Below are 25,801 nucleotides of genomic sequence, written 5' to 3' on the forward strand. Positions count from 1 at the left end.
CGCAAGACGCCACAGCGTAAGGATCACCTTGAATTACACCATGATAACCACCAACGAGGCGCTGGCTGAACTTTGTCAGGCTGCCCGCCAGGTACCCGCAGTAGCCCTGGATACCGAATTTGTCCGTACCCGAACCTATTATCCCGGCCTTGGGCTGATCCAGCTCTATGACGGCGAGACTATCTCGCTGATCGATCCGCTGCCCATTACCGAGTGGGGACCGTTCCACGATCTGCTAATCGACACCGGCGTGATCAAGTTTCTGCATGCGGGCAGTGAAGATCTCGAAGTATTCCTGCATGAATATGGCGTGCTGCCAACACCGATGATCGATACCCAGATTCTGGCTGCCTTCACCGGTCGTCCACTCTCCTGCGGGTTTGCGACAATCGTTGAGTCATTCACCGGTATTGCACTGGATAAAAGTGAATCCCGTACTGACTGGCTGGCGCGTCCACTGACTGAAAAGCAATGCCAGTATGCGGCGGCCGATGTTTATTACCTGCTGCCGATTGCTCAAAAGCTGATGGCTGAAGCGGAAGCCTCTGGCAAAATTGATGCCGCGCTGAATGAGTGCGGACTGCTGTGCCAGCGTCGTCAGATCGTTGTCGATCCCCAGGAGGCCTGGCGCGATATTACCAATGCCTGGCAGTTGCGCCCGCGTCAACTTGCTGCGCTGCGCCTGATGGCTGCGTGGCGGCTTGAGCTGGCTCGCGAGAAAGACATGGCGGTGAACTTTGTGGTCCGCGAAGAGAACCTGTGGAAAGTTGCGCGCTTTATGCCCGGCTCGCTGGGTGAGCTTGATCATCTTGGTCTGGCAGGTCAGGAAATCCGCTTCCACGGTAAAGCGTTGGTGGCGATGGTTGCCAGAGCCAGTGAACTGGATGAAAGCGAGCTGCCGCAGCCGGTGGCGAATCTGGTCGACTATCCGGGCTATAAACAAATTTTCAAATCGATGAAAGCGCTGATGGCGGTCGTTGCGGAGAAAAACGGTGTCAGTCAGGAATTACTCGCTTCACGCCGGCAGATTAACCAGTTGCTGAACTGGCACTGGCAGCTGAAGCCGCGTGACAGAAAACCGGAACTGCTGGATGGCTGGCGGGGCGAACTGCTGCGTGACGGGATCGCGGAGATCCTGAAAGACTGAGGAAACAACTTTCCCCTGCACAAAAGCAGGGGAAAATCAGGAGAAGAAGTGGATCATTTCGGCGCTTCTTCCGCTTCCGGAAGCGTGACGTTCAGCTCCAGAATTGAAATGTCGTCGTCCTTCTGATCCAGCTTCACGCTGAGCATCTCAGGGTCAATCTTCACGTATTTGCAGATGACTTCCAGAATATCCCTTTTCAGCTGTGGCAGATAATGGGGCTCACTGTCGCCCCTCCTGCGTTCTGCCACAATGATCTGCAGCCGTTCCTTGGCGATATTGGCTGTGCTCTTTTTACGGGATAAAAAGAAATCAAGTAAGGCCATGGTTTATCCCCCAAACAGGCGTTTCAGGAAACCCTTCTTCTCTTCTTCAATGAAGCGGAAGGGACGTTCTTCACCGAGAATACGGTCGACGGTATCAGCATAGGCTTTACCCGCATCTGATTCTGCGTCCAGAATAACAGGCTCACCCTGGTTCGAGGCGCGCAGCACTGACTGATCTTCAGGGATGACACCGGCAAGAGGAATACGCAGGATTTCCAGCACGTCTTCCATGCTCAGCATGTCGCCACGGTTAACGCGACCCGGATTGTAACGGGTCAGCAGCAGGTGCTCTTTGATCGGATCCTGTCCATTTTCCGCACGACGAGATTTGGAAGACAGAATGCCGAGAATACGGTCGGAGTCACGTACGGAAGAGACTTCCGGGTTGGTGGTGATGATCGCTTCATCAGCGAAATACAGCGCCATCAGCGCACCGGTTTCGATCCCTGCCGGAGAGTCACAGACGATAAAATCAAAATCCATGGTGCCGAGGTCGTTCAGCACTTTCTCCACGCCGTCACGGGTCAGCGCATCTTTATCACGGGTCTGTGACGCAGGAAGAATGTAGAGGTTTTCGGTGCGCTTATCTTTAATCAGCGCCTGGTTCAGCGTGGCATCACCCTGAATGACGTTGACGAAGTCATATACCACGCGGCGCTCACAGCCCATGATTAAATCGAGGTTACGCAGACCGATATCAAAATCGATCACCACGGTTTTTTTACCTTTCTGGGCTAAACCGGTAGCGATGGCCGCGCTGGACGTGGTCTTGCCCACGCCTCCTTTACCCGATGTAACTACAATAATGCGTGCCATAAAATAATTTCCTTAAGAAAAGAAAGGGCTCATGAGCCTGGCTCAGTTCAGTGTCTGTATAGTCAGGACGCCGTCTTTTAAGCAAAGACGCGACGCTTTTCCAAAAAATTCAGCAGGGATTTGGTCCATGATCCAGTACTCACCGGCAATGGAGACCAACTCTGCTGACAAGCTGGTACAAAAAATCTGGCACTCGCGGTCGCCACTGGCACCGGCCAGAGCCCTGCCGCGCATCATGCCGTAAATATGAATATTGCCATCGGCAATCAGTTCGGCACCGGCGCTGACGCTGCTGGTAACGATCAAATCACTGTTTTTGGCGTAAATCTGCTGGCCGGAGCGAACGGGAGTGTTGATCACTCGCGTTTTGACCGCAGGCGTTTCAACAGATTTGACGGGTTCGACCACTTCAACGGCTTTTTTCTGCTCTTTGCCCTCTGACAGCAGCGGCAAACCTGCCCGGCCAATCACGCGCTTCAGTGACTCATCTTTACACCCGCTGACGCCAACAATATGCAGCCCGGCGGAAGTCACAGCCTGCTGCATCAGCCGCCAGTTGACTTCACTGGTCAGGGAAGCCACGTTGAGCACAACAGGCGCATTTTTCAGGAAGGCTGGGGCCTGGCTAACCTTATCCTGCAGCGCCAGACTGACCACTTCCGGATCGCTGTGGTGTAAATGAACAACAGACAGAGTAAAACTGCTGCCTTTTAACTCGATTGGCGTTTGTGACATCTGTCCCGCTCAGTCCTGTTATTTCATCTCCCCGCTAAATTATGCCAGTCAGGCCGACATTTAATCGCGTTGAGACAATATTCCGAAGTTCTGCAAGCATGTTATAGTTACTGCTATATTCAGGCAAGTCACCATCCAGGTTAATTCGAGTAAAAAATATGTTTTGTGTGATCTACAGAAGCTCCAAACGTGACCAGACATATCTGTATGTTGAAAAAAAAGACGATTTCTCACGTGTTCCTGCTGAACTGATGCAGGGATTCGGTAAACCCCAGCTGGCGATGATGTTACCGCTCGACGGCAGCAAGCGCCTCGTCAATGCTGACCTGGCAAAAGTGAAGGCTTCACTTGAAGAGCAGGGCTATTATTTACAGGTTCCTCCTCCGCTGGAAAATCTGCTCAAGAGCCATCTGGAAAAAGATAAAAAGAATTAATTAGGATTCGTCTGCAAAATATATCTCCGCTGCAGGCTCACAAAGCTGGATTTTAATTGTGGCGGAGATTCATCAAAAAAGGATGCCGCATGAAGCTTTCATCCCTCAACACCCTTATTTTCTCCCTGATCCTTGCAGGATGCGCCAGCAAAAACAGCGCAGCCCCTGCGCCGCAAGCGTCAGCTTCTGCCCAATCAGCCGCCAGGCCTGCTACTCATGGCGGTTTTCTACAACCGGCAGGCAAAACTACACTGGCTGCTCAAGGGCGCGATCCGGCAGAGTTTCCGGGCTATGTCGAGCAGCTTAAACAGTAGGCCCGACAACAGGGTATCGATCAGCAAACCATTGATGCAGCCTTCAGTAATGTGCATTTTGTCGATCATGTCATCTCTTCGGACCGCAACCAGTTAGAGAAGAAGGTGACGCTCAGCGACTACCTGACTCGCGTGCTGCCTCAGTGGAAAATCCAGCAGGCCCGGGATAATGCGCAGCGCTATCAGGGTGAACTGATGCCGGTCAGCCAGCGGTATGGCGTGCAGTCGCAATATATCGTTGCCCTCTGGGCAATGGAGAGCAGCTTCGGCAAGATTCAGGGTAAGGAAGATGTGGTATCCGCGCTGTCCACGCTGGCCTTTGAGGGGCGTCGCGAAGCCTTCTTTACCAGAGAGCTGATGGCCTCGCTGCAAATTATTCAGCAACAGCATATCACGGCGGATCAGATGAAAGGCTCGTGGGCCGGAGCGATGGGGCAGAATCAGTTTATGCCGAGTTCGTTCTTGCGGTACGGTGCTGATGGCGACGGCGACGGTAAAATCGATATCTGGAATAACGTCGACGATGTGTTTGCTTCGACCGCCAACTATCTGGCGAAAGAGGGCTGGAAACCAGGGCAGAGCTGGGGCAGGGAAGCGATCCTGCCGCCAGACTTTGTACCGGAACAGGCGGGGCTGAAAGACGCGCAGGCCAAAACAGTAGGGGAATGGCAGAAGCTGGGCGTTCGCATGAACAGCGATGCAGCATTGCCAGAGCCCAGCCAGCGTGCGTGGATTATTACCCCGGATGATGTGCCAGGCCGTGCATTCATGGTTTATGACAATTTCCGCACCATCATGCACTGGAATCGGTCTTATTATTTTGCCATCAGTATCGGCATGATGGCCGACGCTATTGCACAATAATGCAGGCTAACAGTAACGGAACGATGCCTCTTCAGGCATCCTCTCTCAACACAGGCAGGGGAACAGTATGTATCAGCATCATAACTGGCAGGGCGCGTTGTTGGATTATCCGGTGAGCAAAGTAGTTTGTGTCGGCAGTAACTACGCAAAGCATATTAAAGAGATGGGCAGCGCGACGCCTTCTGAGCCAGTATTATTTATCAAGCCGGAAACGGCGCTGTGCGATATCCGCCAGCCGCTGTCGATCCCAAAAGACCTGGGCGCGGTTCACCACGAAGTGGAGCTGGCCGTGCTGATTGGTTCCACGCTGAAGCACGCCTCTGAAGAGCATGTTGCCAAAGCCGTTGCCGGGTATGGTGTGGCGCTGGATCTGACACTGCGTGACGTGCAGGCAGGCTGTAAAAAAGCTGGTCAGCCGTGGGAAAAGGCCAAAGGCTTTGACAACTCCTGTCCTGTTTCCGGTTTTATTCCGGCCAGCGAATTCGACGCCGATCCGCAAAACGTTGATCTGAAACTGGTGGTGAATGGCGAAGTGCGCCAGCACGGCAGTACGGAAGATATGATCCATAAAATACTGCCGCTGATTGCCTATATGAGTAAATTCTTCACTCTGCGCGCGGGCGACATTATCCTGACTGGCACACCGGAAGGCGTGGGTCCGATGGTCTCTGGCGATAAGCTTGAAGTGTCGCTGGGCGGACATGGTGTGGCCACCCGCGTCCTGTAAGACTTGCATCTGAAGCCCGAACTGTTTATAAGGTGCGGGCTTTTACTTAAATGAGACACCAACATGACTGATACCCCTTTCTGGCAGCGGAAAACGCTGGAACAAATGAGTGATGAGGAATGGGAATCCTTGTGTGATGGGTGTGGCCAGTGCTGTCTGAACAAGCTGCAGGACGCCGACACGGATGAAATCTATTTCACCAACGTGGCCTGTAACCAGCTCAATATTAAAACCTGCCAGTGCCGTAACTATGAGCGCCGCTTTGACTATGAAGAAGACTGCATCAAGTTAACGCGCGAAAACCTGCCAACCTTCTCCTGGCTGCCGCCCAGTTGCGCCTATCGCGTGCTGGCTGAAGGCAAAAATCTGCCCGTCTGGCACCCGCTGCGTACAGGTTCCAAGGCGGCTATGCACGCCGAGCGTATCTCTGTCAGGCATATTGCAGTGCGGGAAAGTGAAGTGCGTGACTGGGAAGACCATATTATCAACCGGCCCCATCGCTGAAAAATCGCTGCTTGTCTGAGATTACAGATGGCTTATAAAGACAAAAAAAGCGTTATCCATGACGGCTTTACCGTTGGTCATGGATAACGCTTTTTTTACGGTTTTCATTCGCCGTATTTAGCTTGCTGAATCAGCCGCCAGCCTGTGGCTGGCCGACCGGTCCACTGCCGCCCGGTGCACCTGGCGGCTGCTGCCCGCTTGGTGGCGCAGGCGGCGCGCTGTGCAGATCATCATTCTGCCAGGCACAACCCGACAGGGCGGCGGAAGAAAAGGCAAGGGCCAGTACAAAAGCGAGATTTTTCATGACGATCCCATCATTGAATTATGCGTAACTTCAGCTTAGTCGCGGGATCGTCGTCCTTCCAGAGTTAGCGCGAAAACAGATCGCGTTTTTTCGGTTTGAAGAACTGTCCAATCAGCACCAGCAGCCCGACAACCAGGAATACGGCAAAAATGACAATCAGCCACTGCGGCATTCCCAGCGTGAACAGTGACCATTGTTTTTCTGCGCAGTCACCGCTTGCCACAAATACCGACGGCAGCCATTTATCCAGTGGCAGCCAGCCCGGGAAGCGAGCGGCAAAATCACAGGTGACGAACGGGCTGGGATGCAGCTGGATCATGGTGTGTTCCCAGGAGAGGCGCAAACCTTCAATAGCGCTGTACAGCCACAGCAGGATCGCTACCCAGCGCAGCGGGGTTTTCGGGGCGATTGCGCCCACCAGACCCGCACCCATCACGCCAAACAGCGCACAGCGCTCATAAATACACATCACGCAGGGTTTCAGCAGCATCACGTGCTGGAAATAGAGCGCAACCATCTCCAGCACAAAAGCCGTCAGGGCCAGTAGCAGCCAGGCTCCGCGGCCGCGTGAACAGCTATTCAAATATCGCAACATAGTCAATCCATGTAATGGGCGTTGAACCGGCAGTGTAAACTAAAAGTGTCGCTGTGCCAGCCAGATAGCATAAAATTTAGGTCTGAAAATGGCATAAGCCTGTATGACTTGTAATGAAATGTGTTTCTCCAGTCTCTGATGTTGTCTGGCGTGAGCTTAAAACTTGTGGCGGGCTACAGTAAGAGTGAAAGCCTTAAATTTTTTTAGAAATTTGCGGGGCGAAAGTGATTTTGACTGATGGGTTGGTCTATGTGATGCCGGGGGCGTCTGGTATGATGAGCTGAATTTTTGCAGCCCTGAACGCAACGGAAACAAAACGCTATGGTTATTAAGGCGCAGAGCCCTGCCGGTTTCGCTGAAGAGTATATTATTGAAAGCATCTGGAACAGCCGCTTTCCACCTGGGTCCATTCTGCCTGCAGAGCGCGAGCTTTCAGAACTGATTGGCGTCACCCGAACCACGTTGCGCGAAGTGTTACAGCGTCTGGCCCGCGATGGCTGGCTGACCATTCAGCATGGTAAGCCGACGCGGGTGAATAATTTTTGGGAAACATCGGGTCTCAGTATTCTGGAAACGCTTGCCCGGCTGGATCATGACAGCGTGCCGCAACTGATCGATAACCTGCTGTCCGTGCGAACCAATATCTCCTCCATCTTTATCCGCCGGGCGATCCGCACCTATCCGGATAAGGCAAAAGAAGTGCTGGCTACTGCGCAGGGCGTGGAAGATAAAGCGGAAGCCTATACCGATCTGGATTACAGCATCTTCCGCGGACTGGCGTTTGCTTCCGGCAATCCGATTTACGGTCTGATTCTGAACGGGCTGAAGGGGCTGTATACCCGCGTGGGTCGCCACTATTTCTCTAACCCGGAAGCCCGCCAGCTGGCACGTGATTTCTACCAGCAACTGCTGAACATCTGCCAGAACGAACAGTTTGACAAAATCGTGGACGCGGTTCGTGACTACGGACGGCGCAGCGGAGAAATCTGGCACGGGATGCAGAACAGCATGCCAACGGATTTGTCGCCACAGCGACGCTAAAGGAAAAGCCGGTTTTCACCGGCTTTTTTTGTTCCTGAAGAATCACAGTGTGGAAGGGCGAGGCGGGCAGCGGTCGAGGATTTCGGTACTGCCGTCATCGTTCTGCTGTTCCAGATGCACGTCGAAGCCCCACAGACGGTGCACATGCTTCAGCACTTCGCGGCGGCTCTTATCGAGCGGTGTACGGTTTTGCGGTACATAGCGCAGTGTCAGAGAGCGGTCGCCACGCAGGTCGACGTCGTAAACCTGAATATTCGGCTCCAGATTACTCAGGTTGTACTGGGCTGACAGCTGCTGACGGATCGCCCGGTAGCCAGCCTCATCGTGGATTGCGGCAATTTCCAGGAAGTTATTGCGGTCATCGTCCATCACCGTGAACAGTCGGAAGTCGCGCATTACCTTCGGTGAGAGGAACTGGCTGATAAAGCTTTCGTCTTTAAACTCCCGCATGGCGAAATGCAGCGTCTCCAGCCAGTCACTGCCGGCAATTTCCGGGAACCAGTAACGATCTTCCTCCGTCGGCTCCTGACAAATACGTTTGATGTCCTGGAACATCGCAAAGCCAAGCGCATAGGGATTTATCCCGTTATACCACTGGCTGTTGTAAGGGGGCTGATAGACCACATTGGTGTGGCTGTGCAGGAACTCCAGCATAAAGCGTTCGGAAACTTTGCCTTCGTCATACAGGTGATTAAGGATGGTGTAGTGCCAGAAAGTGGCCCAGCCCTCGTTCATTACCTGAGTCTGCTTCTGCGGATAGAAATACTGGCTGACCTTACGCACGATGCGCAAAATCTCACGCTGCCAGGGTTCAAGCAGCGGAGCGTTCTTTTCCATAAAGTAGAGCAGGTTTTCCTGAGGTTCAGAAGGATAGTGAGCCGCCTGCGCCTGAGAAGACTCAACTTCACGCCGCGGCAGCGTGCGCCACAACATATTAACCTGGCTCTGCAGATACTCTTCGCGGCTTTGCTGACGCGCTTTCTCTTCTTCCAGCGAAATTTTCTGTGGACGCTTATAGCGGTCCACGCCGTAATTCATCAGTGCATGGCATGAGTCCAGCAGCTTTTCAACCTCTTCAACGCCGTAGCGTTCTTCGCAACGGGTAATGTAGTTACGCGCGAAAATAAGATAGTCGACAATCGAGCTGGCATCCGTCCAGCTGCGGAACAGGTAATTATTCTTGAAGAAGGAGTTATGCCCGTAGCAGGCATGCGCCATCACCAGTGCCTGCATGGTAATGGTGTTCTCTTCCATCAGGTAAGCGATACAGGGGTTGGAGTTGATGACGATTTCATACGCCAGTCCCTGCTGACCATGCTTGTAGCGCTGTTCCGTTTCGATAAACTTTTTACCGAACGACCAGTGCGCATAGTTGATTGGCATCCCGACGCTGGAATAGGCGTCCATCATCTGCTCGGAAGTGATCACTTCGATCTGATGGGGATAGGTTTCCAGCCGGTAGAGTTTGGCGACTCTGTCAATCTCCGCCAGATACACATCCAGCAGGTCGAAAGTCCAGTCTGGCCCATCGCTCAACCGTTTGCTGTCAGCAATGGGATCATCAAAGATAGTCGTCATAGCGCACCCCTTTTTAAAAACCGGTTTTCGACGTTACAACACGTAGCGGCAAAACATCCGTTTTCATGTCGACCTGCCGCGGCAAAATCAGTGCTCAGGCAAGCCTGGAATTAAAGCCAATACTTCAATGATAGTTCACTCTCTCCGATCCTTTTGGCGAATACAATTGAAATCTTCGACAGAAAATAGAGCCGCCGGAGAAAAATCATTTTAACCTGAGGTGAAATGCAGATAATGGCAAAAATAACAGTATAAAATGCTGTATATAAGATAAAAATATGGCGTGCTGACAATCTGCTGTCAAAAGTTAAAAACGCCATTTTTGCGATGATATGCTGCTTAAAATGGAGATTAAGCAGTATTTAACTCCAAATTAGATCTGATGCCTTGTTTTTATTCCCCTCCAGGGTAAAAAAGATGTGAAATATGTCAGCGTAATGTTGGTGTGTTGCAGGCAGTCAATTCATCCGGTGCTGTGGCCTGCAGCCAGTTTAATCTTCTTTTCTAAACGTCGTTGGAGTGGTTATGCGAGTTGTGATTCTGGGGAGTGGGGTAGTTGGCGTGGCCAGCGCCTGGTATCTGGCTCAGGCCGGGCATGAAGTCACGGTAATCGATCGCCAGCCGGGCGTCGCGCTGGAAACCAGCGCCGGGAATGCCGGGCAAATCTCTCCAGGCTATGCCGCGCCATGGGCTGCCCCGGGCGTGCCGCTGAAAGCGGTCAAATGGATGTTCCAGCGCCATGCGCCGCTGGCTATCCGCCCGGACGGCAGCCGCTTTCAACTGGAGTGGATGTGGCAGATGCTGCGTAACTGCGATATGCGGCACTATCAGCAGAACAAAAGCCGCATGGTGCGCATTGCTGAATACAGCCGTGACTGTATCAAGGCGCTGCGTCAGGACACCGGCATTGCCTATGAAGGTCGTCAGGGCGGCACATTGCAGCTGTTCCGTACTACGCAGCAGTTTGAAAGCGCCACCAAAGATATCGCGGTGCTCAAGGAGGCGGGTGTGCCTTATGAGCTGCTGGAAGCCAGCCAGCTTGCCGATGCTGAGCCCGCTCTGGCGACCACTCAGCACAAACTCACCGGCGGCTTACGTTTGCCGAATGATGAAACCGGCGACTGTCAGCTGTTTACCCGGCGCCTGGCGGAAATGGCCGCTACAGCAGGAGTGACTTTCCGCTTCAACACCCCAGTGGATGCGCTACTGCAGGAAGGTAACCAGATTGCCGGCGTGAAGTGCGGAGCTGAGGTTGTTAAGGCGGATGCCTATGTTGTGGCATTTGGCTCTTATTCCACTGCTCTGTTGAATGATATTGTGAAGGTGCCGGTCTATCCATTGAAGGGTTATTCCCTGACCATTCCTGTTAAAGATGCCGAAGCGGCACCGGTCTCCACCGTGCTGGATGAAACCTATAAAGTGGCGATTACCCGCTTTGATGACCGCATCCGCGTGGGCGGCATGGCAGAAATCGTCGGTTATAACACCAAACTGCTACCGGCCCGCCGTGAAACGCTGGAAATGGTGATCAGCGATCTCTTTCCGCAGGGCGGCCATATTGAGCAGGCCAGCTTCTGGACCGGGCTGCGGCCGATGACACCGGACGGTACGCCCATTGTCGGCCGGACACCGTTAAAAAATCTTTATCTGAATACCGGTCACGGTACACTCGGTTGGACCATGGCCTGCGGCTCGGGCCAGCTGATTTCTGATATCATCTCCGGACGGACTCCAGCTATTGCCGCAGATGACCTGTCAGTGATGCGTTATCTGCCTGGGTTTTATCCGGTATCCGGTGAGACACTGCACGGCGCCCGCTAGTCTTTACGCATTGAGAACCAGGAGAAGTTATGTCTCGTCCGATTGTCGCAACTATCGACACCAGCGCGTTGCGACATAACCTGGCGGTTGCCCGCCAGGCTGCACCTCATTCCCGGCTGTGGTCGGTAGTTAAGGCCAACGCTTATGGACACGGCATTGACCGCGTCTGGCAGAGTTTTTCCGATACGGACGGCTTTGCCCTGCTGAACCTTGAAGAGGCAATCCTGCTGCGCGAGCGCGGCTGGAAAAAGCCCATTCTTCTGCTGGAGGGTTTTTTCCACGCCGATGAGCTTCCGATCCTCGATCGCTACCGCCTGACCACCAGCGTGCACAGCAACTGGCAGATTCAGGCGCTGGCGAAGGCGAAGCTCTCGGCGCCGCTGGATATTTACCTGAAGATGAACAGCGGCATGAACCGTCTGGGTTTTCAGCCGGAGCAGGTCAATCATGCCTGGCATAAACTCAGGGGGCTGGAGAACGTTGGCGAGATGACACTAATGGCCCACTTTGCTGAGGCAGAGACCAGCCAGGGAATTACTGAGCCAATGAAACGCATCGATCATGCTGCTGAGGGGCTGGACTGCCCACGTTCGCTGGCAAACTCTGCTGCAACATTGTGGCACCGTGAAACCCATTATCACTGGGTTCGTCCCGGCATCATCCTGTATGGCGCATCGCCGAGCGGGAAATGGCAGGATGTCGCCAGCAGTGGCCTGCAACCGGCAATGACGCTGAACAGCGAGCTCATTGCCGTGCAGACGCTGAAGGGCGGTGACGGTGTGGGTTATGGAGCACGTTACCGTGCAGCAGGCGAGCAGCGCATTGGTGTGGTGGCCTGTGGTTATGCGGATGGTTATCCGCGCCATGCGCCAAACGGCACGCCGGTCTGGGTTGACGGCGTAAGGACGCAGGTTGTTGGCGCTGTCTCGATGGATATGATCACGGTGGATTTGACCCCTTGTCCGCAGGCTGGCATCGGCAGTCAGGTTGAACTGTGGGGCAACAACGTGAAGATTGACGAAGTTGCCGAAGCAGCCGGTACCGTGGGCTATGAGCTGATGTGTGCTCTGGCACCACGAGTACCGGTACAGGTCAGTTAAGAGTTGAGCGCGGTCAGCGTGCCGCGCACTTTTTTACTGTAAATCCACGCCAGGCCAGTCAGCACGGCACCCGCCACCATCATCAGTGCCAGCATGGATTTCTCCGCTATCGGCATCGCCATCATCAGCAGACCTGCTGATGAACCGCCCGCCATCTGAATAAATCCGTTAAGTGCTGAAGCCACGCCTGCCTGCTGCTTGTATGGCTCCAGCGCATAGCTGGTGGCCGGACCAACGGTAAAGGCCAGTCCTGCTACAGAAATCGCCACGGGGAACATATAGAGCGCCCAGCTGGTTTGCCACGCTGCAGGCAGCAACAGCATGCCTCCGGTCAGCGTCAGCGCACCAAGCGCCATTGCCACGCTACCCATCGCCAGGCAAATCGGGCGCCCCAGCTTGCGGATCATTTTATTCACCAGCACGCTGACCAGCATGATCCAAAAACCATTCGCGCCAAAGGCAATGGAGAATTGCAGGGCGCTCAATTTGCCTTCGGTCATCAGCACCTGTGGTGCAAGAGACACATAGGTCAGCACCATGCCCATTGCACCGGCGTTCGCTAACGCAAAAGCCAGGAAGCGCGGCTGCCGGAGGATCTCCCGGTACTGGCGTAGCGGGATGCCTTTTACCGCGAGAGTGCCAGCAGGCCGTGTTTCGGGCAGGAAGCAGATCACCAGCACTCCAATAACCACAGCATAGCTGGTCAGGAACCAGAACGGTGCACGCCAGCCATATGCATCAGCCAGAAAGCCGCCCAGCATTGGCGCAAGAGCCGGAACGATGTTAAGTGCACCATTGAGGAAGCCGTATGCGCGGGCTGCATCGTCGCCGTCAAGACGATCCCGTACGCCGCTGAATGCCACCACGGCAGTACAGCAAACGGCACAGCCCTGGATGATGCGTGCGGTAAGGAACTGCGGCCAGCCGGTGGCGGTTGCCGCCAGGATGCTGCCCAGCAGATAAAGCAGCAGACCGGCCAGCGCCAGCGGTTTTCTGCCGAGGTTATCCACCAGCGGACCGGCAACCAGCTGCCCCAATCCCATCACCAGCAGGAAAATCGGGATAGTGGTCTGAATTTTACTGACTGGTGTATCCAGCCCCAGAGCGATCCCGGGCAGGGTGGGCAGGTACAAATCGATACCCAGTGGCGCCAGAAGCACCAGGCTGAGAAGGAGTAAGGTGAATTTTTGCATCGAGGGAGGCGACATCCATTAAAAAGCAAGCCGGAAAGGGTAGTGATTAGCGGGGAAAAAGAAAAGGAGAATCTGAAGGGCAAGAGTTCAGAGTCATGCCGTCATTGACCGGCATGACTCTGACTTTTGCGGGATCAGTACGCGCCGTCGCGACGCAGAACCACACCGGCCGTTTTAAACAGGATCGCAATATCGGTCCACAGCGCCCAGTTTTTCACATACCATGAATCGAAATAGACGCGGGTGTCATAGTCGATGTCGTTACGTCCGCTGACCTGCCATAAACCGGTCATGCCGGGTTTAGCCATCAGATAGTAATCCACATCCCCGGCATAACGCTCCAGTTCGGCTTCAATTACCGGACGTGGCCCCACCAGACTCATCTCACCACGGATAACGTTCCATAACTGTGGCAGCTCATCCAGACTGGTCTTGCGCAGGAATGCCCCAATTTTGGTGACACGCGGATCGTTTTTCAGCTTGAAGTCCTTTTCCCACTCGGCCCGGGCTTCATCACTGGTGGCTAATAACTCTTCCAGCACTTCTTTTGAATTCGTCACCATTGAGCGGAACTTCAGGCATTTGAATTTCTTGCCGTCCTGACCCACACGTTCGTGACCATAGATTTTGTTGCCACCATCACGGCCGACCATCCAGCAAATCAACCCAAAGGCCGGGGCCAGGAACAGCAGCAGCAGCGAAGCGACCACGATATCGAATACTCGCTTCAGGAAGCGGGAAGAGCGTTTAGCCAGATTGTTACTGACGCGGAGGATCATCACTTCATGGCTGAAGATAAACGACATATCGGTCCCGTACAGTGGAACACCTCGCAGGGTAGGCACCACGGAGACGGAGCGGCATTTCTTCTTGGATAGCAGCTTCAGCCACTTGTCACGCATCGACTGCTGCTCATATTCCATCGCCACGATAAACTGAGTGTTTTCCAGGTCAACCGTGTCCCAGACGATGTCTTTCGAGGTGATTACCGGCACGCCATTCATGGTTTCTGCGCCATTGTGACCATTAGAAGCAACAAACGCCTTAACCTCATAACCGAGGAGCTCTTCACTTTGCAGCGCAGCGTAAGCCTCGCGGGCGTTCTTGCCGGAACCAATAATGATGGTCTGCTTCTGCCACTGGCCCGCTTTCAGAATGGCGTGTTTAACGCTGGAACGAAGCAGCGGCACCAGGATCAGTGCGAAAGCCCAGGTGAAGCTCCACAACATGCGGGAAAAATCCCATTTGGAGAAGGCAATCAGCGCCAGATCCAGCAGGGAGAAGATCACCAGAGTTTTAATTATCTCTTTTAATTCAAACCAGAAGGGTTTGCGATAGGTGTAATGACGCAGTCGCATCCAGAACCATGCGGTACAGACCACTGACATAACGAATTGAGCAATAAAACGGACCTTCACTTCCTGAGGTGGGATAAATATATCCAGATTGCCCCAAATACCTCTTACAGTCGCTGCGGATAAAAACAGCGCCAGGTTGATTGAGATTAAATCTGAAAGACTTAATGTCACCTTGGCAATAATGTTTTTTCGGGTGCCGCTAAAAGCGCGACGGCGGTCGTTCAGTACCAGAGTACTTGCCATAATGCCTGCTCTCTTTTCATGAGGGAAGGAGACCTGACGAGGATCAAGCACGCGTTCAGGCGTAACGGGTTGAAATTAACCCCTTTAAATTCAACAAAAAAGAGTATCGGTCTTCCATCGTGTAGCGCCAGGAACTGAGCACCGTAAATGCCGCAGCAGTCCATTGCCTTGTGAAGCAGTGAACGAGTATGCAGGACTTATTTGGCTTAGTTAATACGGGATATTCCTAAAATGGTGGAATTGCTTTCGGTAAAATTAGAATCGGGAATCATTGCGAGCGAAAGAAAATGAATGAGGGGGAAATAAGTTAATTTGTTATCTTATGATAATAAGATAACAATATGGCGACAATAATATGAAGGTTCACCGTTACGAATAACCGCAACGGCGAGAAGGCATGATTATGCAGGTTTTTTCAGTATCCAGCGATTTTGCTCTTTATCATAATGCCCGATGGCAAGATCGACTGGCTCACCGTCAATCCAGGCGGGCACGCTGGTTTCACCGTCCCAGCCGTCAAGCTGATCTGTCAGCCCCGGGTTGGTCTGGCAGGGGATGCTGACGGTATCGATATTCTGCACATCCAGCTCTGCATCGATGATTTCATAGCGACCAATCTTCACGACATGACCCATGATTTTCTCCCTTCGGAAATACACGAACTTTAAGAATAGTCGCTATTTCACAGAGATCGAGCGATCCGGGCCAGGATTATTCCTTGTCTTCCGCTACCCGCACGCCAATTTTGATAATTTCATTGTCTTCTTTCTCGGCAACCGTCCAGATCATGTTTTTCCATTCCACCTGATCGCCTACCACCGGTGCGCCACCAATCATCCCGGCGATCAGGTGGCCCAGCGTCTGCTGAATGTTGGTTTCATTATCCAGCTCAATGCCGTAAATTTCGGAAACATCGTTCAGTCGTGCATCAGCCTGCAAAATAAAGTCCCCGAAAAAACGCTGGTCCAGTGCCACAGGAGGTGACTGGCTGAACAGCTTGCCAAGTTCCGGAAGATCTTTTTCGCGGCCAATCACGCACAGCACATCGCCTTCTCTCAGGCGGGTATTGCCGGTGGGATGCAGCAGCAGGTTATCCCGGAACAGGGCGGCAATACGGGTTTCCCTTGGCATCCGCAAATCCCGCAGTGCTGCGCCCACGCACCATTTATCCGCGCCTAACTGATAAACGAACTGCTCCCAGGGATTTTCCGGATGAATATCCAGCCCGACACGGGAAATGGGTGAGGCCATTGGCGGGACGATGACTCTGGCCTTACGGGCGGCAAGGCCAAGAGAGGTTCCCTGTACCATCAGCGATACCAGTACCACGAAGAAAGCAATATTAAAGAACAACGAAGCGTGGGGCAGACCAGCCATCATCGGGAACACGGCCAGGATGATCGGCAACGCTCCGCGCAGGCCTACCCAACTGATAAACAACCTCTCACGAATATGGAACCCGCGGAACGGCAGCAGGCCAATCATCACCGACAGCGGTCGGGCAATCAGGATCAGCCAGACTGAGAGTGCCATCGCAGGCACAGCGATATTCCACAGATCTTTCGGGTTAACTAACAGGCCGAGTACCAGGAACATACCAATCTGGCTCAGCCATGCCATGCCGTCGAAGGTTTGCAGAATGCCGTGGCGGTTGCGGATAGGGCGGTTGCCCAGCACGAAGCCGCAAAGGTAGACCGCCAGAATGCCGCTGCCTTCCAGCACGGTGGTCAGCGCAAAAATCAGGATACCGCCGCTGACCGCCAGCAGAGGATAGAGGCCGCTGGCCAGCGAGACGCGGTTAATCAGCTGCAGTAAAGCCCAGCCGCCACCCAGGCCAAGCACAATGCCAAGACCAAACTGCTGGATCAGATGGACGACAAACATAAAGCTCAGGCCGGTTTCGCCCCGTTGGATCATCTCTATCAGCGTGATGGTCAGAAACACGGCCATCGGGTCATTACTGCCAGATTCGATTTCCAGCGTGGCGCTGACACGCTCGTTCAGCCCTTTGCCGCCGAGCAATGAAAACACTGCCGCTGCATCCGTGGAGCCGATAATCGCTCCAACCAGGAAGCCATCAATCATATTCAGATTGAATAACCACGCCGCCGCCATGCCGGTCAGTCCCGCCGTGATCAGCACGCCCAATGTAGCGAGGGAAAGAGCCGGTCCGAGCGCGACCTTAAATGAGCTGGCCTGGGTACGCATACCGCCATCCAGCAGGATCACCGCCAGTGCCAGGTTACTGATCAGATAGGCGGCCGGATAGTCATTAAACGCTATACCACCAATGCCGTCGACGCCAGCCAGCATGCCCAGCGCGAGGAAAATAACCAAAATCGGAATGCCCAGCTTTGAAGAGAACGAACTCAGTAAAATGCTCGCAGCAACCAGCACGGATCCGATAATAAACAAACTGTAGATTGCGCTGGCTTCCAATGGGGCATTCTCCTGTGGGTTAGAAATTATGCGTTTTAACAATGTGTTGTAAGAGTACCGCAAATGTTAAAACGTGGGCATCATTCATCTCGCTGTGAGAGGTTTTTTTTTCAGGCCACTATCTTAACTTATTTTTCCCTCAGGCAAATGGCACTGAGTGCGTATGAATAAGGGCTTATTTATGGGATTGACAGAGAAAACGGAAGAAGTGCGGGGTTTTTGTGAGTTACATCTGATAAACGATGGATAAAGCCAGTAAAAAATTTACTGGCTGTGAATGAGCATAAAAGAGATCAGTAACTCTCTTCCGCTTGTTTGTGAAAAAGCTCACGAAAGACCGGATAGATATCTTCAGGCTCGCGAATATGCTGAATGGCAAAATTATCAAACATGGCCTGCAGATGTTCGTATTCCCGCCAGAGCGTCTGATGCGCACGCCGGGTGATTTCGATATAAGTGTAGTAGCGAACCACTGGCAGAAGATGTTTTGCCAGAATTTCGTGGCAAAGAGGTGAATCATCGGCCCAGTTATCGCCATCGGAAGCCTGAGCAGCATAGATATTCCACTGTGCCGGGTCGTAACGCTCTTTGATCACTTCATCCATCAGCTTTAGTGCGCTGGATACAATGGTGCCGCCGGTTTCCTGCGAATAGAAGAACTCCTGTTCATCGACCTCTTTTGCCTGAGTGTGGTGGCGGATGTAAACCACATCGACATTTTTGTAGGTGCGGCTAAGGAACAGGTAAAGCAGGATATAGAATCGCTTAGCCATATCCTTGGTGGCCTGGTCCATCGAACCGGAAACGTCCATCAGGCAGAACATCACCGCCTGGCTGGAAGGCTCAGGACGTTTTTCAAAATTTTTGTAACGCAGATCGAAAGTGTCGATAAACGGTACTCGTTTAATGCGGGCACGAAGATCGGTGATTTCTTGACGCAGCCTTTCTTCTTCCAGCAACTGAGCGGGTTCCGCTTGCTGTACAGCTTCCAGAGAAGCTTCAAGCTCATGCAGCATTCTGCGTTTGCCCGCGGTCATCGCAGTGCGGCGCGCCAGTGAGTTCTGTAGCGAGCGCACCACGCTGATATTAGCCGGCACCCCGTTGGAGGTGTAGCCAGCGCGGTGGACTTTGTACTCATTCAGCTGACGATGCTGGTTTTTTTTCAGGTTCGGCAGCGCCAGATCTTCAAACAGCAGGTCGAGATATTCGTCTTTCGAGATGTTGAAGACGAATTCATCCTGGCCTTCACCGTCCTGACTGGCATTGCCCTGGCCACTTCCGCCGCCGCCGCCGCCCTGAGGGCGTTCGACACGGTCATTCTGAACAAAGTGGTCGTTCCCAGGATGAACACGGTGGCGCTGGCCGCCGCGACCCTGATGGAAACTTGGTTCGTTGATATCATCAATGGGAATAGAGACAGATTCGCCGCTTTCAACGTCTGTTACCGAACGCTTATTAATGGCCTCGGAGATCGACTGTTTGATTTGCGACTTGTAACGGCGCAAGAAGCGCTGGCGATTCACCGCGCTCTTGTTTTTCCCGTTAAGACGCCGATCGATAAAATAGGCCATAACTCCCCCCAAACAACGTTGCAAGCCGGGTCAGGTTACCCTGACCCCTGTAGCACTTCTGAGGCTGGTATCAGGACGATTTTCTGACGCGCAGATACCATTCGCACAGCAAGCGGACCTGCTTGCGGGTATAGCCTTTTTCCATCATACGGTCGACAAAATCGTCGTGTTTTTTCTGCTCGTCGGTGGACGTTTTTGCATTGAACGAGATTACCGGCAGCAGCTCTTCGGTGTTCGAGAACATTTTCTTCTCGATTACCGTGCGCAGCTTCTCGTAGCTGGTCCAGTTCGGATTGCGACCGCTGTTATGGGCTCGGGTACGCAGTACGAAGTTGACGATCTCATTACGGAAGTCTTTCGGATTACTGATCCCGGCAGGCTTCTCAATTTTTTCCAGTTCAGCATTCAGTGATTCACGGTCAAACAGCTGCCCGGTATCCGGATCGCGATATTCCTGATCCTGGATCCAGAAGTCAGCATAAGTGACGTAGCGGTCGAAGATGTTCTGGCCATATTCCGAATAGGACTCCAGATAAGCAGTCTGGATCTCTTTACCGATAAACTCGGCGTATTTCGGGATCAGGTAGCCTTTCAGGTGCTCCAGATATTTCTCGGCCAGGTCCTGCGGGAACTGCTCACGCTCGATCTGTTGCTCCAGTACATAGAAGAGGTGCACAGGGTTGGCCGCCACCTCGGCGTGATCAAAGTTGAACACGCGGGAGAGGATCTTAAAGGCAAAACGGGTAGAAAGGCCGTTCATCCCTTCATCGACGCCTGCGTAATCACGATACTCCTGATAGGACTTGGCTTTCGGATCGGTATCCTTGAGGCTTTCCCCATCATAAACGCGCATTTTGGAGTAGGTGCTGGAGTTCTCAGGCTCTTTCAGACGCGAAAGAATAGAGAAGCGGGCCAGCGTTTCCAGCGTACCTGGTGCGCATGGCGCATGGGTCAACTCACTGTGATCGAGCAGCTTGTCGTAAATTTTAATTTCTTCAGACACGCGCAGGCAGTAAGGCACCTTGACGATATACACGCGGTCGAGGAACGCCTCATTATTTTTGTTGTTACGGAAGGTGACCCACTCTGATTCGTTAGAGTGCGCCAGAATAATACCGTTGAACGGCAGGGCGGAGATACCTTCCGTACCGTTGTAGTTACCTTCCTGAGTAGCCGTCAGCAGGGGATGCAGCACTTTGATGGGTGCTTTAAACATCTCGACGAACTCCATGATCCCCTGGTTGGCCCGGCACAGAGCACCAGAGTAACCATAGGCGTCAGGATCGTTCTGCGCGTGGTTTTCAAGCTTACGGATATCCACTTTACCCACCAGAGCAGAGATGTCCTGATTGTTTTCATCACCTGGTTCTGTTTTGGCAATAGCCAGCTGTTCAAGGATGGATGGCCAGACCTTAACAACTTTGAAGCGGGAGATATCGCCGCCAAAGTCATGCAGCCGTTTCGCTGCCCACGGTGACATAATCGTGCCGAGATAGCGGCGCGGCACACCATACTCTTTCTCAAGAATGTTAGCGTCTTCCTGCGGATTAAACAGACACAGCGGATGATCATTGACCGGGCTGCGCTCGCCGTCAGCGCTTAATACATAGATAGGCACGCGCTGCATCAGAGATTTCAGACGCTCAGCCAGAGAGGATTTACCACCACCGACCGGACCCAGCAGATAAAGGATCTGTTTCTTCTCCTCAAGGCCCTGAGCGGCGTGTTTAAGATATGAGACGATCTGTTCAATCGCCTCTTCCATACCGTAAAATTCTTCAAAGGCTGGGTAACGCGCAATAACACGGTTGGAGAACAGTCGGGAAAGGCGAGGCTCCTGCGCAGTATCAACCATTACTGGCTCACCTATAGCCATTAACAGTCTCTCTGCCGCGTTGGCGTATGCACTGCGATCTTGCCGACATACGGTAAGAAATTCCTGCAGTGTGAACTCTTCGTCCTTGGCAGCTTCATAACGCTGACGATAGTGATCGAATATATTCATAGCGATGCCCGTCCTTTCATTTTTAGCACAGGTAACAGGAGCCTAATTACGGTCAGCCCCTGAAGGAACTTATAGGAGTAGAGCAACCCTTATGCCAACCTGACGTTTTTTTATCAGGATACACAAAACTTATGATTACTCTGCTCGTTAAAATTGACCTTCTTTCATTAAAGCGTAGTTGGCATTTAAGAAATTTCCTGAACCTCCCGCCTTTTTCAATGAAATTTCAATAACAAAGTCATTTAATGACCTGGCGATGGCCTTGGCTGATGCGGGCTGCGTGGAAATTGTAAATAAGCCAGTACAATCGCTGGGGCGCCGGGCGGTCTGAAAATTGATTCTGAGTGCTACAGACCGTGTAAACTTTTAACCAATAGCGTCCGGGCTGTTAAACTGCCTGTCTTGATTGTTATATTTATGGAATGAATAAATTGTGAACTATTTCAAAGTTACTGCGCTCGCCGTGCTTTTACCGGCCTGTTTTTCTGCCACATTGGCACATGCCAACCCTTTAACACTGGGTGCTTCCGTCATCTACAGCCAGAGTCCTTATAAAGGTGGCGAAGGGCGTTACTATCCGGTTCCGCTGATTAACTATGACGGTGACAGCTTTTATCTGCACAGTCTGCAGGCTGGCTACTATTTGTGGAAAGACCAGCAGGATCAGCTGTCGCTGACCATTCTGGGGTCACCGCAGAACTTCAATACTGACGATACCAAAAATAAGCAATTGAAAAAGCTGGATAATCGTCATATGACGCTGATGGGAGGGCTGGCATATCGCCACGTGGCTAACTGGGGCATCGTCAGGACCGTGCTGGCTGGGGATATGTTAGGCAACAGCGACGGCTATCAGTGGGATCTGGCCTATCTTTACCGCTTCCAGATGGGGGACTTCAGTCTGACGCCGGGGATCGGTGCGCTGTACAGCAGCTCAAACCAGAATGACTATTATTATGGTGTTTCCAAAGCGGAATCCCGTCGCAGCGGCCTTGGCAGCTATGAGGCGGATGACAGCTGGAATCCTTATCTGGAAATGACGGCCGCGTGGTCGATTAACCAGAACTGGAATGCCACGCTCTCAGGACGTTACACTCGTCTGAGCAGCGAAGTAAAAAACAGCCCAATGGTTGATCGCGATTCCCAGGTCGCAGTGTGGACCGGAATCAGCTACACATTCTGATCTGCAATTACTGCACTAAAAAAGGGCGCATTGCGCCCTTTTGCATGATTGTGGTGATCTGAAAGGGTGCAGGAGAATGCAATGGTGAAATCGGTAGAATTTAGCGGTGGCAGCAGCCTGCCGGCAATCGGTCAGGGCACCTGGTATATGGGTGAAGATGTCAGCCAGCGTAAACAAGAGGTGGCGGCGTTACAGTCGGGGCTGGATAAAGGGCTGAGACTGATCGATACCGCTGAAATGTACGCAGATGGCGGTGCAGAAGAAGTGGTGGGCGAGGCGTTGCAGGGACGCAGAGACAATGCCTGGCTGGTCTCGAAAGTCTACCCCTGGAATGCCGGAGCGGTGGATGCCGTGGATGCCTGCGAACGCAGTTTGCGCCGTCTGAAAACTGATTACCTCGATCTTTATCTTCTGCACTGGCGCGGCAATGTGCCGCTGGAAGAAACCCTCAGTGCGATGGAAGCTCTGCAACAATCCGGCAAAATTCTGCGCTGGGGCGTCTCCAATTTTGACAGTGATGACATGGCAGAACTGCTTGCCGAAGAGGGCGGATATGCCTGTGCTGCCAATCAGGTGCTTTATCATCTGGCATCACGGGGAATCGAATACGATCTTCTGCCTGACTGCCAGCAGTTACAGATCCCGTTGATGGCCTACTGCCCGCTGGCTCAGGCTGGCCGGCTCCGGCGCGACCTGATGGAGAACCCGATCCTGCGGCAGGTTGCACAACAAAAGAGCATAAGCGTGGCGCAGCTGCTGCTGGCCTGGGTCATCCGTAAGGAAGGGGTCATCGCTATTCCAAAAGCCAGTTCGGTTCAGCATGTGGCAGAGAATGCTGCGGCGCTGGAGGTGGTGTTGAGCAGTGAAGACCTTGCGCTGATCAATCAGGCTTTCCCGCCGCCAGAACGCAAAATGCCGCTGGATGTGGTTTGAGATCGATAAATCATTAAGGCAACAACGCCCCGCGCTAATCCAGTCCGGAGCGTTGTTGCTGTATTGAGAATAAAGTCAATCTACTCCCCGGAAAAGCCGGAACGTGGAACCACTTACGCCTCGATCGGTGCCCGCCAGTCGTCAGCACCTGACGTTCCTGCGGTGGTGTGTTCCCAGTTGATCTTACGATAAGCCAGAGAGACCCGAACCAGTTGCGTGAACTCCGCTTTTGCCGCATCCTGGCAGTGTGGCATCTTGCAATCGATGTCGATAATCGTGGCATCTGCAGCAGAGATCTGCGGGTAAAGCTTGCGGGACTGAATACCATTAAGTAAAAAATCTAAAGTGGCCATAACCTGCGTTCGGTGTTGAGAAGCATCGCAAAATTCAGCTCCAAAGGCGCGAACAGGGTGGCAGCACCACACAGCCATCAAGCACCTTCACGATCATGCCGGTTCCCATCTCAAAACCCACCTCAGCCAGCCATTCGCCCGCAATGTTCGCCAGCCAACTGAGGTTCATGTCGGACAAGATCCTTACCCGTGTGCCAAAATTCCGGGTCGGTTACGACCCGGTCAGTATTGATGATCAAGCGCCTTTCCGCACCCGAAAAGTCGCCGCAAGGCGGGAAGGGGATTCACCCGCTGACTTCATCGGTGAAGAGACGTGAGCCGTTTCAACGCACACCATCGTTTTATAGCCTTCATTCGCCATATCACCCATGCTGCATGAAAGTTCCGGACCAGGGTTCCAGGTGACAACGTCACTCTGGTAATGATGATAGATCTCCAGCGAACGGTTACCGGCTTTATCGGCGACCACGCTGCAATCTTCTGGCTGCGTATATATGCGGTCGATGCGGTCCGGATAGGTCTGTTTGCCTGACGGAGAAGTGCCTGTAACGCCGTTATTGACCTTATCAATGTAACGGGTGCCCAGCCCACTGACTTCCACGCCTGCAATGTCCTCAACACTGAAGTAACTGTGCAGGGCTGCAGTGGCTTCATAATCCCCGTGGGCTTCCAGCTCAATCTCACAGCGGTCGCTGAAGCGGAAGCGGGCAAACAGGGTGAAGTCGTGCGGCCAGAGCTTTTTGGTCTGCTCGTTGCTCTCCAGCACCAGCGTCAGCATCACGCTCTCATCGTTCTCATCATGCGCTGACAGCGTCCATGGCAGGGTGCGGGCAAAACCATGAGCGGGTTCACCTGCAGGTCCAAACCACGGCCAGCAGATAGGTACGCCGCCCCGGATAGCTTTACCGGTAGCCCAGGCCGTTTTCTCACTCAGCCAGATCACCGGCTTTTCACCGTTCGGCTGCCAGGCAATCAGGTGAGCACCCTGCAGGGTGACGGCAGCACGCACTTTTGGATGGACGATCACCACAACCGGCAGATCGCCGATCTTGCGCTGAGAAATATACGGGGTGATTTGGTTGATAACCGGAAGCGAAAAAATTTTTTCGTTCATCAGAAAACTTTCCTTTAGCGAAAAAAAAGGGCGACCGTAGTCGCCCTCCGAGTCAGTTCATCGCGCTTATTTAGCGATGTGAGCAACCAGGTCCAGGACCTTGTTGGAGTAACCAGTTTCGTTATCGTACCAGGAAACCAGCTTCACGAAAGTGTCGCTCAGTGCGATACCGGCTTTCGCATCAAAGATAGAAGTCAGCGTTTCGCCGTTGAAATCGGTAGAAACCACTTCGTCTTCGGTGTAGCCCAGAACGCCTTTCATTTCGCCTTCGGCTGCGGCTTTGATCGCTGCACAGATTTCTTTATAAGAAGCAGGCTTAGCCAGACGTGCAGTCAGGTCAACTACGGAAACGTTAGGGGTAGGAACGCGGAACGCCATACCAGTCAGTTTGCCGTTCAGCTCAGGGATCACTTTACCTACTGCTTTAGCAGCACCGGTAGAAGAAGGGATGATGTTCTGAGATGCGCCGCGGCCGCCGCGCCAGTCTTTGTGAGACGGGCCATCAACGGTTTTCTGAGTAGCGGTGGTTGCGTGAACAGTGGTCATCAGCGCTTCAACGATACCAAACTTGTCGTTGATCACTTTAGCCAGTGGTGCCAGGCAGTTAGTGGTGCAGGATGCGTTAGAAACGATCTCCTGGCCAGCGTAAGATTTGTGGTTCACGCCCATGACGAACATTGGGGTGTCATCCTTAGAAGGACCGGTCAGCACGACTTTCTTGGCACCAGCTTCGATGTGCTTACGCGCAGTTTCGTCGGTCAGGAAGATACCGGTTGCTTCAGCAACAACGTCAACACCGATTTCGTTCCACTTCAGGTTAGCCGGATCGCGTTCAGAGGTAACACGGATGGTTTTGCCGTTGACAACCAGGTGGCCGTCTTTAACTTCTACAGTGCCATCGAAACGACCGTGAGTAGAGTCATATTTCAGCATGTAAGCCATGTACTCTGCGTCCAGCAGATCGTTGATGCCCACGATCTCGATGTCAGAACGCTGCTGAGCAGCACGGAAAACGATGCGACCGATACGGCCAAAACCGTTGATACCTACTTTGATAGTCATATATTCCACCAGCTGTTGTTAGTGAATAAAAGGTTGGCTGTAAA

24 protein-coding genes and 2 pseudogenes are annotated in these 25,801 nt (G+C 53.0%); 10 read left to right on the forward strand and 16 right to left on the reverse strand.

The window, feature by feature from the left end; all coding sequences use genetic code 11:
* The first annotated feature begins 40 nt into the window (after positions 1–40).
* On the forward strand, positions 41–1,147 hold the full coding sequence (gene rnd, locus GSQ70_RS24140) for a ribonuclease D (RefSeq protein WP_158785456.1): 1,107 nt from the start codon (positions 41–43) through the stop codon (positions 1,145–1,147).
* A 53-nt stretch (positions 1,148–1,200) separates the two neighbouring features.
* Here rnd and minE read toward each other — a convergent pair whose 3' ends face one another.
* Genes minE through minC form a run of 3 tightly spaced genes read right to left on the reverse strand, consistent with a single transcriptional unit; the run spans position 1,201 to position 3,021 of the window.
* On the reverse strand, positions 1,201–1,470 hold the full coding sequence (gene minE / locus GSQ70_RS24145) for a cell division topological specificity factor MinE (RefSeq protein ID WP_158784887.1): 270 nt from the start codon (positions 1,468–1,470) through the stop codon (positions 1,201–1,203).
* A gap of 3 nt (positions 1,471–1,473) precedes the next feature.
* Positions 1,474–2,286: a septum site-determining protein MinD gene (gene minD, locus GSQ70_RS24150; protein ID WP_158784888.1), complete on the reverse strand. Its 813-nt coding sequence runs from the start codon at positions 2,284–2,286 to the stop codon at positions 1,474–1,476.
* A 42-nt stretch (positions 2,287–2,328) separates the two neighbouring features.
* Positions 2,329–3,021, reverse strand: a complete 693-nt coding sequence (minC, locus tag GSQ70_RS24155; RefSeq protein ID WP_158784889.1) for a septum site-determining protein MinC — start codon at positions 3,019–3,021, stop codon at positions 2,329–2,331.
* A 158-nt stretch (positions 3,022–3,179) separates the two neighbouring features.
* Between minC and GSQ70_RS24160 the strand changes: the two genes are divergently transcribed.
* From GSQ70_RS24160 to GSQ70_RS24175, 4 genes and pseudogenes are all read left to right on the forward strand, one after another.
* Positions 3,180–3,455, forward strand: coding sequence for a YcgL domain-containing protein (locus tag GSQ70_RS24160; RefSeq protein WP_158784890.1), 276 nt, complete (start codon positions 3,180–3,182; stop codon positions 3,453–3,455).
* Between the two features lie 89 nt (positions 3,456–3,544).
* Positions 3,545–4,633: pseudogene (locus GSQ70_RS24165) on the forward strand (lytic transglycosylase domain-containing protein).
* Positions 4,634–4,700: 67 nt separating this feature from the next.
* Positions 4,701–5,360 carry a fumarylacetoacetate hydrolase family protein gene (locus tag GSQ70_RS24170; protein ID WP_158784891.1) on the forward strand — a complete coding sequence of 220 codons (660 nt, stop codon included), beginning with the start codon at positions 4,701–4,703 and terminating at the stop codon, positions 5,358–5,360.
* Positions 5,361–5,423: 63 nt separating this feature from the next.
* Positions 5,424–5,864: a YcgN family cysteine cluster protein gene (locus GSQ70_RS24175; RefSeq protein WP_158784892.1), complete on the forward strand. Its 441-nt coding sequence runs from the start codon at positions 5,424–5,426 to the stop codon at positions 5,862–5,864.
* Positions 5,865–5,994: 130 nt separating this feature from the next.
* Here the strand turns inward: GSQ70_RS24175 and GSQ70_RS25840 are convergent, their stop codons facing one another.
* Together GSQ70_RS25840 and dsbB are read right to left on the reverse strand one after the other, a co-directional pair.
* Complete coding sequence (locus GSQ70_RS25840; protein ID WP_199257358.1) at positions 5,995–6,168, reverse strand: hypothetical protein; 174 nt, start codon at positions 6,166–6,168, stop codon at positions 5,995–5,997.
* 64 nt (positions 6,169–6,232) lie between these two features.
* Positions 6,233–6,763: a disulfide bond formation protein DsbB gene (dsbB, locus tag GSQ70_RS24185; protein WP_158784893.1), complete on the reverse strand. Its 531-nt coding sequence runs from the start codon at positions 6,761–6,763 to the stop codon at positions 6,233–6,235.
* Positions 6,764–7,084: 321 nt separating this feature from the next.
* Here dsbB and fadR point away from each other — a divergent pair, with 321 nt between their 5' ends.
* Positions 7,085–7,804, forward strand: a complete 720-nt coding sequence (gene fadR, locus GSQ70_RS24190) for a fatty acid metabolism transcriptional regulator FadR (RefSeq protein ID WP_158784894.1) — start codon at positions 7,085–7,087, stop codon at positions 7,802–7,804.
* 42 nt (positions 7,805–7,846) lie between these two features.
* On the opposite strand, the gene GSQ70_RS24195 is transcribed toward fadR, so the two are convergent.
* Entirely contained in the window at positions 7,847–9,382 is a 1,536-nt protein-coding gene (locus GSQ70_RS24195) for a SpoVR family protein (protein WP_158784895.1), read from the reverse strand.
* Positions 9,383–9,907: 525 nt separating this feature from the next.
* On the opposite strand from GSQ70_RS24195, the gene GSQ70_RS24200 reads away from it, so the two are divergent.
* Both GSQ70_RS24200 and dadX read left to right on the forward strand, forming a co-directional pair.
* Positions 9,908–11,203 carry a D-amino acid dehydrogenase gene (locus GSQ70_RS24200; RefSeq protein WP_158784896.1) on the forward strand — a complete coding sequence of 432 codons (1,296 nt, stop codon included), beginning with the start codon at positions 9,908–9,910 and terminating at the stop codon, positions 11,201–11,203.
* A 29-nt stretch (positions 11,204–11,232) separates the two neighbouring features.
* Positions 11,233–12,303: a catabolic alanine racemase DadX gene (gene dadX / locus GSQ70_RS24205; protein WP_158784897.1), complete on the forward strand. Its 1,071-nt coding sequence runs from the start codon at positions 11,233–11,235 to the stop codon at positions 12,301–12,303.
* On the opposite strand, the gene GSQ70_RS24210 is transcribed toward dadX, so the two are convergent.
* The 6 genes from GSQ70_RS24210 to yeaG all read right to left on the reverse strand — a co-directional run bounded on the left by GSQ70_RS24210 (position 12,300) and on the right by yeaG (position 21,112).
* Complete coding sequence (locus tag GSQ70_RS24210; protein ID WP_158784898.1) at positions 12,300–13,496, reverse strand: multidrug effflux MFS transporter; 1,197 nt, start codon at positions 13,494–13,496, stop codon at positions 12,300–12,302. The genes dadX and GSQ70_RS24210 overlap by 4 nt on opposite strands.
* A 134-nt stretch (positions 13,497–13,630) precedes the next feature.
* Positions 13,631–15,097, reverse strand: coding sequence for an undecaprenyl-phosphate galactose phosphotransferase WbaP (gene wbaP / locus GSQ70_RS24215; protein WP_158784899.1), 1,467 nt, complete (start codon positions 15,095–15,097; stop codon positions 13,631–13,633).
* Positions 15,098–15,498: 401 nt separating this feature from the next.
* Positions 15,499–15,732, reverse strand: a complete 234-nt coding sequence (locus GSQ70_RS24220; protein ID WP_158784900.1) for a DUF1480 family protein — start codon at positions 15,730–15,732, stop codon at positions 15,499–15,501.
* Positions 15,733–15,808: 76 nt separating this feature from the next.
* Entirely contained in the window at positions 15,809–17,536 is a 1,728-nt protein-coding gene (locus GSQ70_RS24225; protein ID WP_158784901.1) for a potassium/proton antiporter, read from the reverse strand.
* A gap of 293 nt (positions 17,537–17,829) precedes the next feature.
* Complete coding sequence (locus tag GSQ70_RS24230; protein WP_158784902.1) at positions 17,830–19,107, reverse strand: YeaH/YhbH family protein; 1,278 nt, start codon at positions 19,105–19,107, stop codon at positions 17,830–17,832.
* A 70-nt stretch (positions 19,108–19,177) separates the two neighbouring features.
* On the reverse strand, positions 19,178–21,112 hold the full coding sequence (gene yeaG, locus GSQ70_RS24235) for a protein kinase YeaG (protein ID WP_158784903.1): 1,935 nt from the start codon (positions 21,110–21,112) through the stop codon (positions 19,178–19,180).
* Positions 21,113–21,545: 433 nt separating this feature from the next.
* Here yeaG and GSQ70_RS24240 point away from each other — a divergent pair, with 433 nt between their 5' ends.
* Together GSQ70_RS24240 and GSQ70_RS24245 are read left to right on the forward strand one after the other, a co-directional pair.
* Positions 21,546–22,295: a MipA/OmpV family protein gene (locus GSQ70_RS24240; RefSeq protein ID WP_158784904.1), complete on the forward strand. Its 750-nt coding sequence runs from the start codon at positions 21,546–21,548 to the stop codon at positions 22,293–22,295.
* A gap of 81 nt (positions 22,296–22,376) precedes the next feature.
* On the forward strand, positions 22,377–23,228 hold the full coding sequence (locus GSQ70_RS24245; protein ID WP_158784905.1) for an aldo/keto reductase: 852 nt from the start codon (positions 22,377–22,379) through the stop codon (positions 23,226–23,228).
* A gap of 113 nt (positions 23,229–23,341) precedes the next feature.
* Here GSQ70_RS24245 and GSQ70_RS24250 read toward each other — a convergent pair.
* The 4 genes and pseudogenes from GSQ70_RS24250 to gapA all read right to left on the reverse strand — a co-directional run.
* Positions 23,342–23,512, reverse strand: a pseudogene (locus tag GSQ70_RS24250) (type VI secretion system tube protein Hcp); the annotation flags it as partial.
* Between the two features lie 103 nt (positions 23,513–23,615).
* Entirely contained in the window at positions 23,616–23,750 is a 135-nt protein-coding gene (locus GSQ70_RS24255) for a SymE family type I addiction module toxin (protein ID WP_233268484.1), read from the reverse strand.
* A gap of 66 nt (positions 23,751–23,816) precedes the next feature.
* Positions 23,817–24,695, reverse strand: coding sequence for a D-hexose-6-phosphate mutarotase (locus GSQ70_RS24260; protein WP_158784906.1), 879 nt, complete (start codon positions 24,693–24,695; stop codon positions 23,817–23,819).
* Positions 24,696–24,761: 66 nt separating this feature from the next.
* On the reverse strand, positions 24,762–25,757 hold the full coding sequence (gene gapA, locus GSQ70_RS24265; protein ID WP_034887893.1) for a glyceraldehyde-3-phosphate dehydrogenase: 996 nt from the start codon (positions 25,755–25,757) through the stop codon (positions 24,762–24,764).
* Positions 25,758–25,801: the final 44 nt, after the last annotated feature.

Origin of the sequence: Pantoea sp. BAV 3049 (assembly GCF_009765445.1) — a bacterium.
GTDB lineage: Bacteria > Pseudomonadota > Gammaproteobacteria > Enterobacterales > Enterobacteriaceae > Erwinia.

Coding starts and splice junctions, on each gene's coding strand:
- GSQ70_RS24200 (WP_158784896.1), top strand. CDS start 9,908: ATGCGAGTTGTGATTCTGGGGAGTGGGGTAGTTGGCGTGGCCAGCGCC.
- yeaG (WP_158784903.1), bottom strand. CDS start 21,112: ATGAATATATTCGATCACTATCGTCAGCGTTATGAAGCTGCCAAGGAC.
- GSQ70_RS24175 (WP_158784892.1), top strand. CDS start 5,424: ATGACTGATACCCCTTTCTGGCAGCGGAAAACGCTGGAACAAATGAGT.
- minC (WP_158784889.1), bottom strand. CDS start 3,021: ATGTCACAAACGCCAATCGAGTTAAAAGGCAGCAGTTTTACTCTGTCT.
- minE (WP_158784887.1), bottom strand. CDS start 1,470: ATGGCCTTACTTGATTTCTTTTTATCCCGTAAAAAGAGCACAGCCAAT.
- GSQ70_RS24160 (WP_158784890.1), top strand. CDS start 3,180: ATGTTTTGTGTGATCTACAGAAGCTCCAAACGTGACCAGACATATCTG.
- GSQ70_RS24170 (WP_158784891.1), top strand. CDS start 4,701: ATGTATCAGCATCATAACTGGCAGGGCGCGTTGTTGGATTATCCGGTG.
- GSQ70_RS24195 (WP_158784895.1), bottom strand. CDS start 9,382: ATGACGACTATCTTTGATGATCCCATTGCTGACAGCAAACGGTTGAGC.
- minD (WP_158784888.1), bottom strand. CDS start 2,286: ATGGCACGCATTATTGTAGTTACATCGGGTAAAGGAGGCGTGGGCAAG.
- GSQ70_RS24260 (WP_158784906.1), bottom strand. CDS start 24,695: ATGAACGAAAAAATTTTTTCGCTTCCGGTTATCAACCAAATCACCCCG.
- GSQ70_RS24210 (WP_158784898.1), bottom strand. CDS start 13,496: ATGCAAAAATTCACCTTACTCCTTCTCAGCCTGGTGCTTCTGGCGCCA.
- dsbB (WP_158784893.1), bottom strand. CDS start 6,763: ATGTTGCGATATTTGAATAGCTGTTCACGCGGCCGCGGAGCCTGGCTG.
- GSQ70_RS24230 (WP_158784902.1), bottom strand. CDS start 19,107: ATGGCCTATTTTATCGATCGGCGTCTTAACGGGAAAAACAAGAGCGCG.
- wbaP (WP_158784899.1), bottom strand. CDS start 15,097: ATGGCAAGTACTCTGGTACTGAACGACCGCCGTCGCGCTTTTAGCGGC.
- GSQ70_RS24220 (WP_158784900.1), bottom strand. CDS start 15,732: ATGGGTCATGTCGTGAAGATTGGTCGCTATGAAATCATCGATGCAGAG.
- GSQ70_RS25840 (WP_199257358.1), bottom strand. CDS start 6,168: ATGAAAAATCTCGCTTTTGTACTGGCCCTTGCCTTTTCTTCCGCCGCC.
- gapA (WP_034887893.1), bottom strand. CDS start 25,757: ATGACTATCAAAGTAGGTATCAACGGTTTTGGCCGTATCGGTCGCATC.
- rnd (WP_158785456.1), top strand. CDS start 41: ATGATAACCACCAACGAGGCGCTGGCTGAACTTTGTCAGGCTGCCCGC.
- fadR (WP_158784894.1), top strand. CDS start 7,085: ATGGTTATTAAGGCGCAGAGCCCTGCCGGTTTCGCTGAAGAGTATATT.
- GSQ70_RS24255 (WP_233268484.1), bottom strand. CDS start 23,750: ATGAACCTCAGTTGGCTGGCGAACATTGCGGGCGAATGGCTGGCTGAG.
- dadX (WP_158784897.1), top strand. CDS start 11,233: ATGTCTCGTCCGATTGTCGCAACTATCGACACCAGCGCGTTGCGACAT.
- GSQ70_RS24245 (WP_158784905.1), top strand. CDS start 22,377: ATGGTGAAATCGGTAGAATTTAGCGGTGGCAGCAGCCTGCCGGCAATC.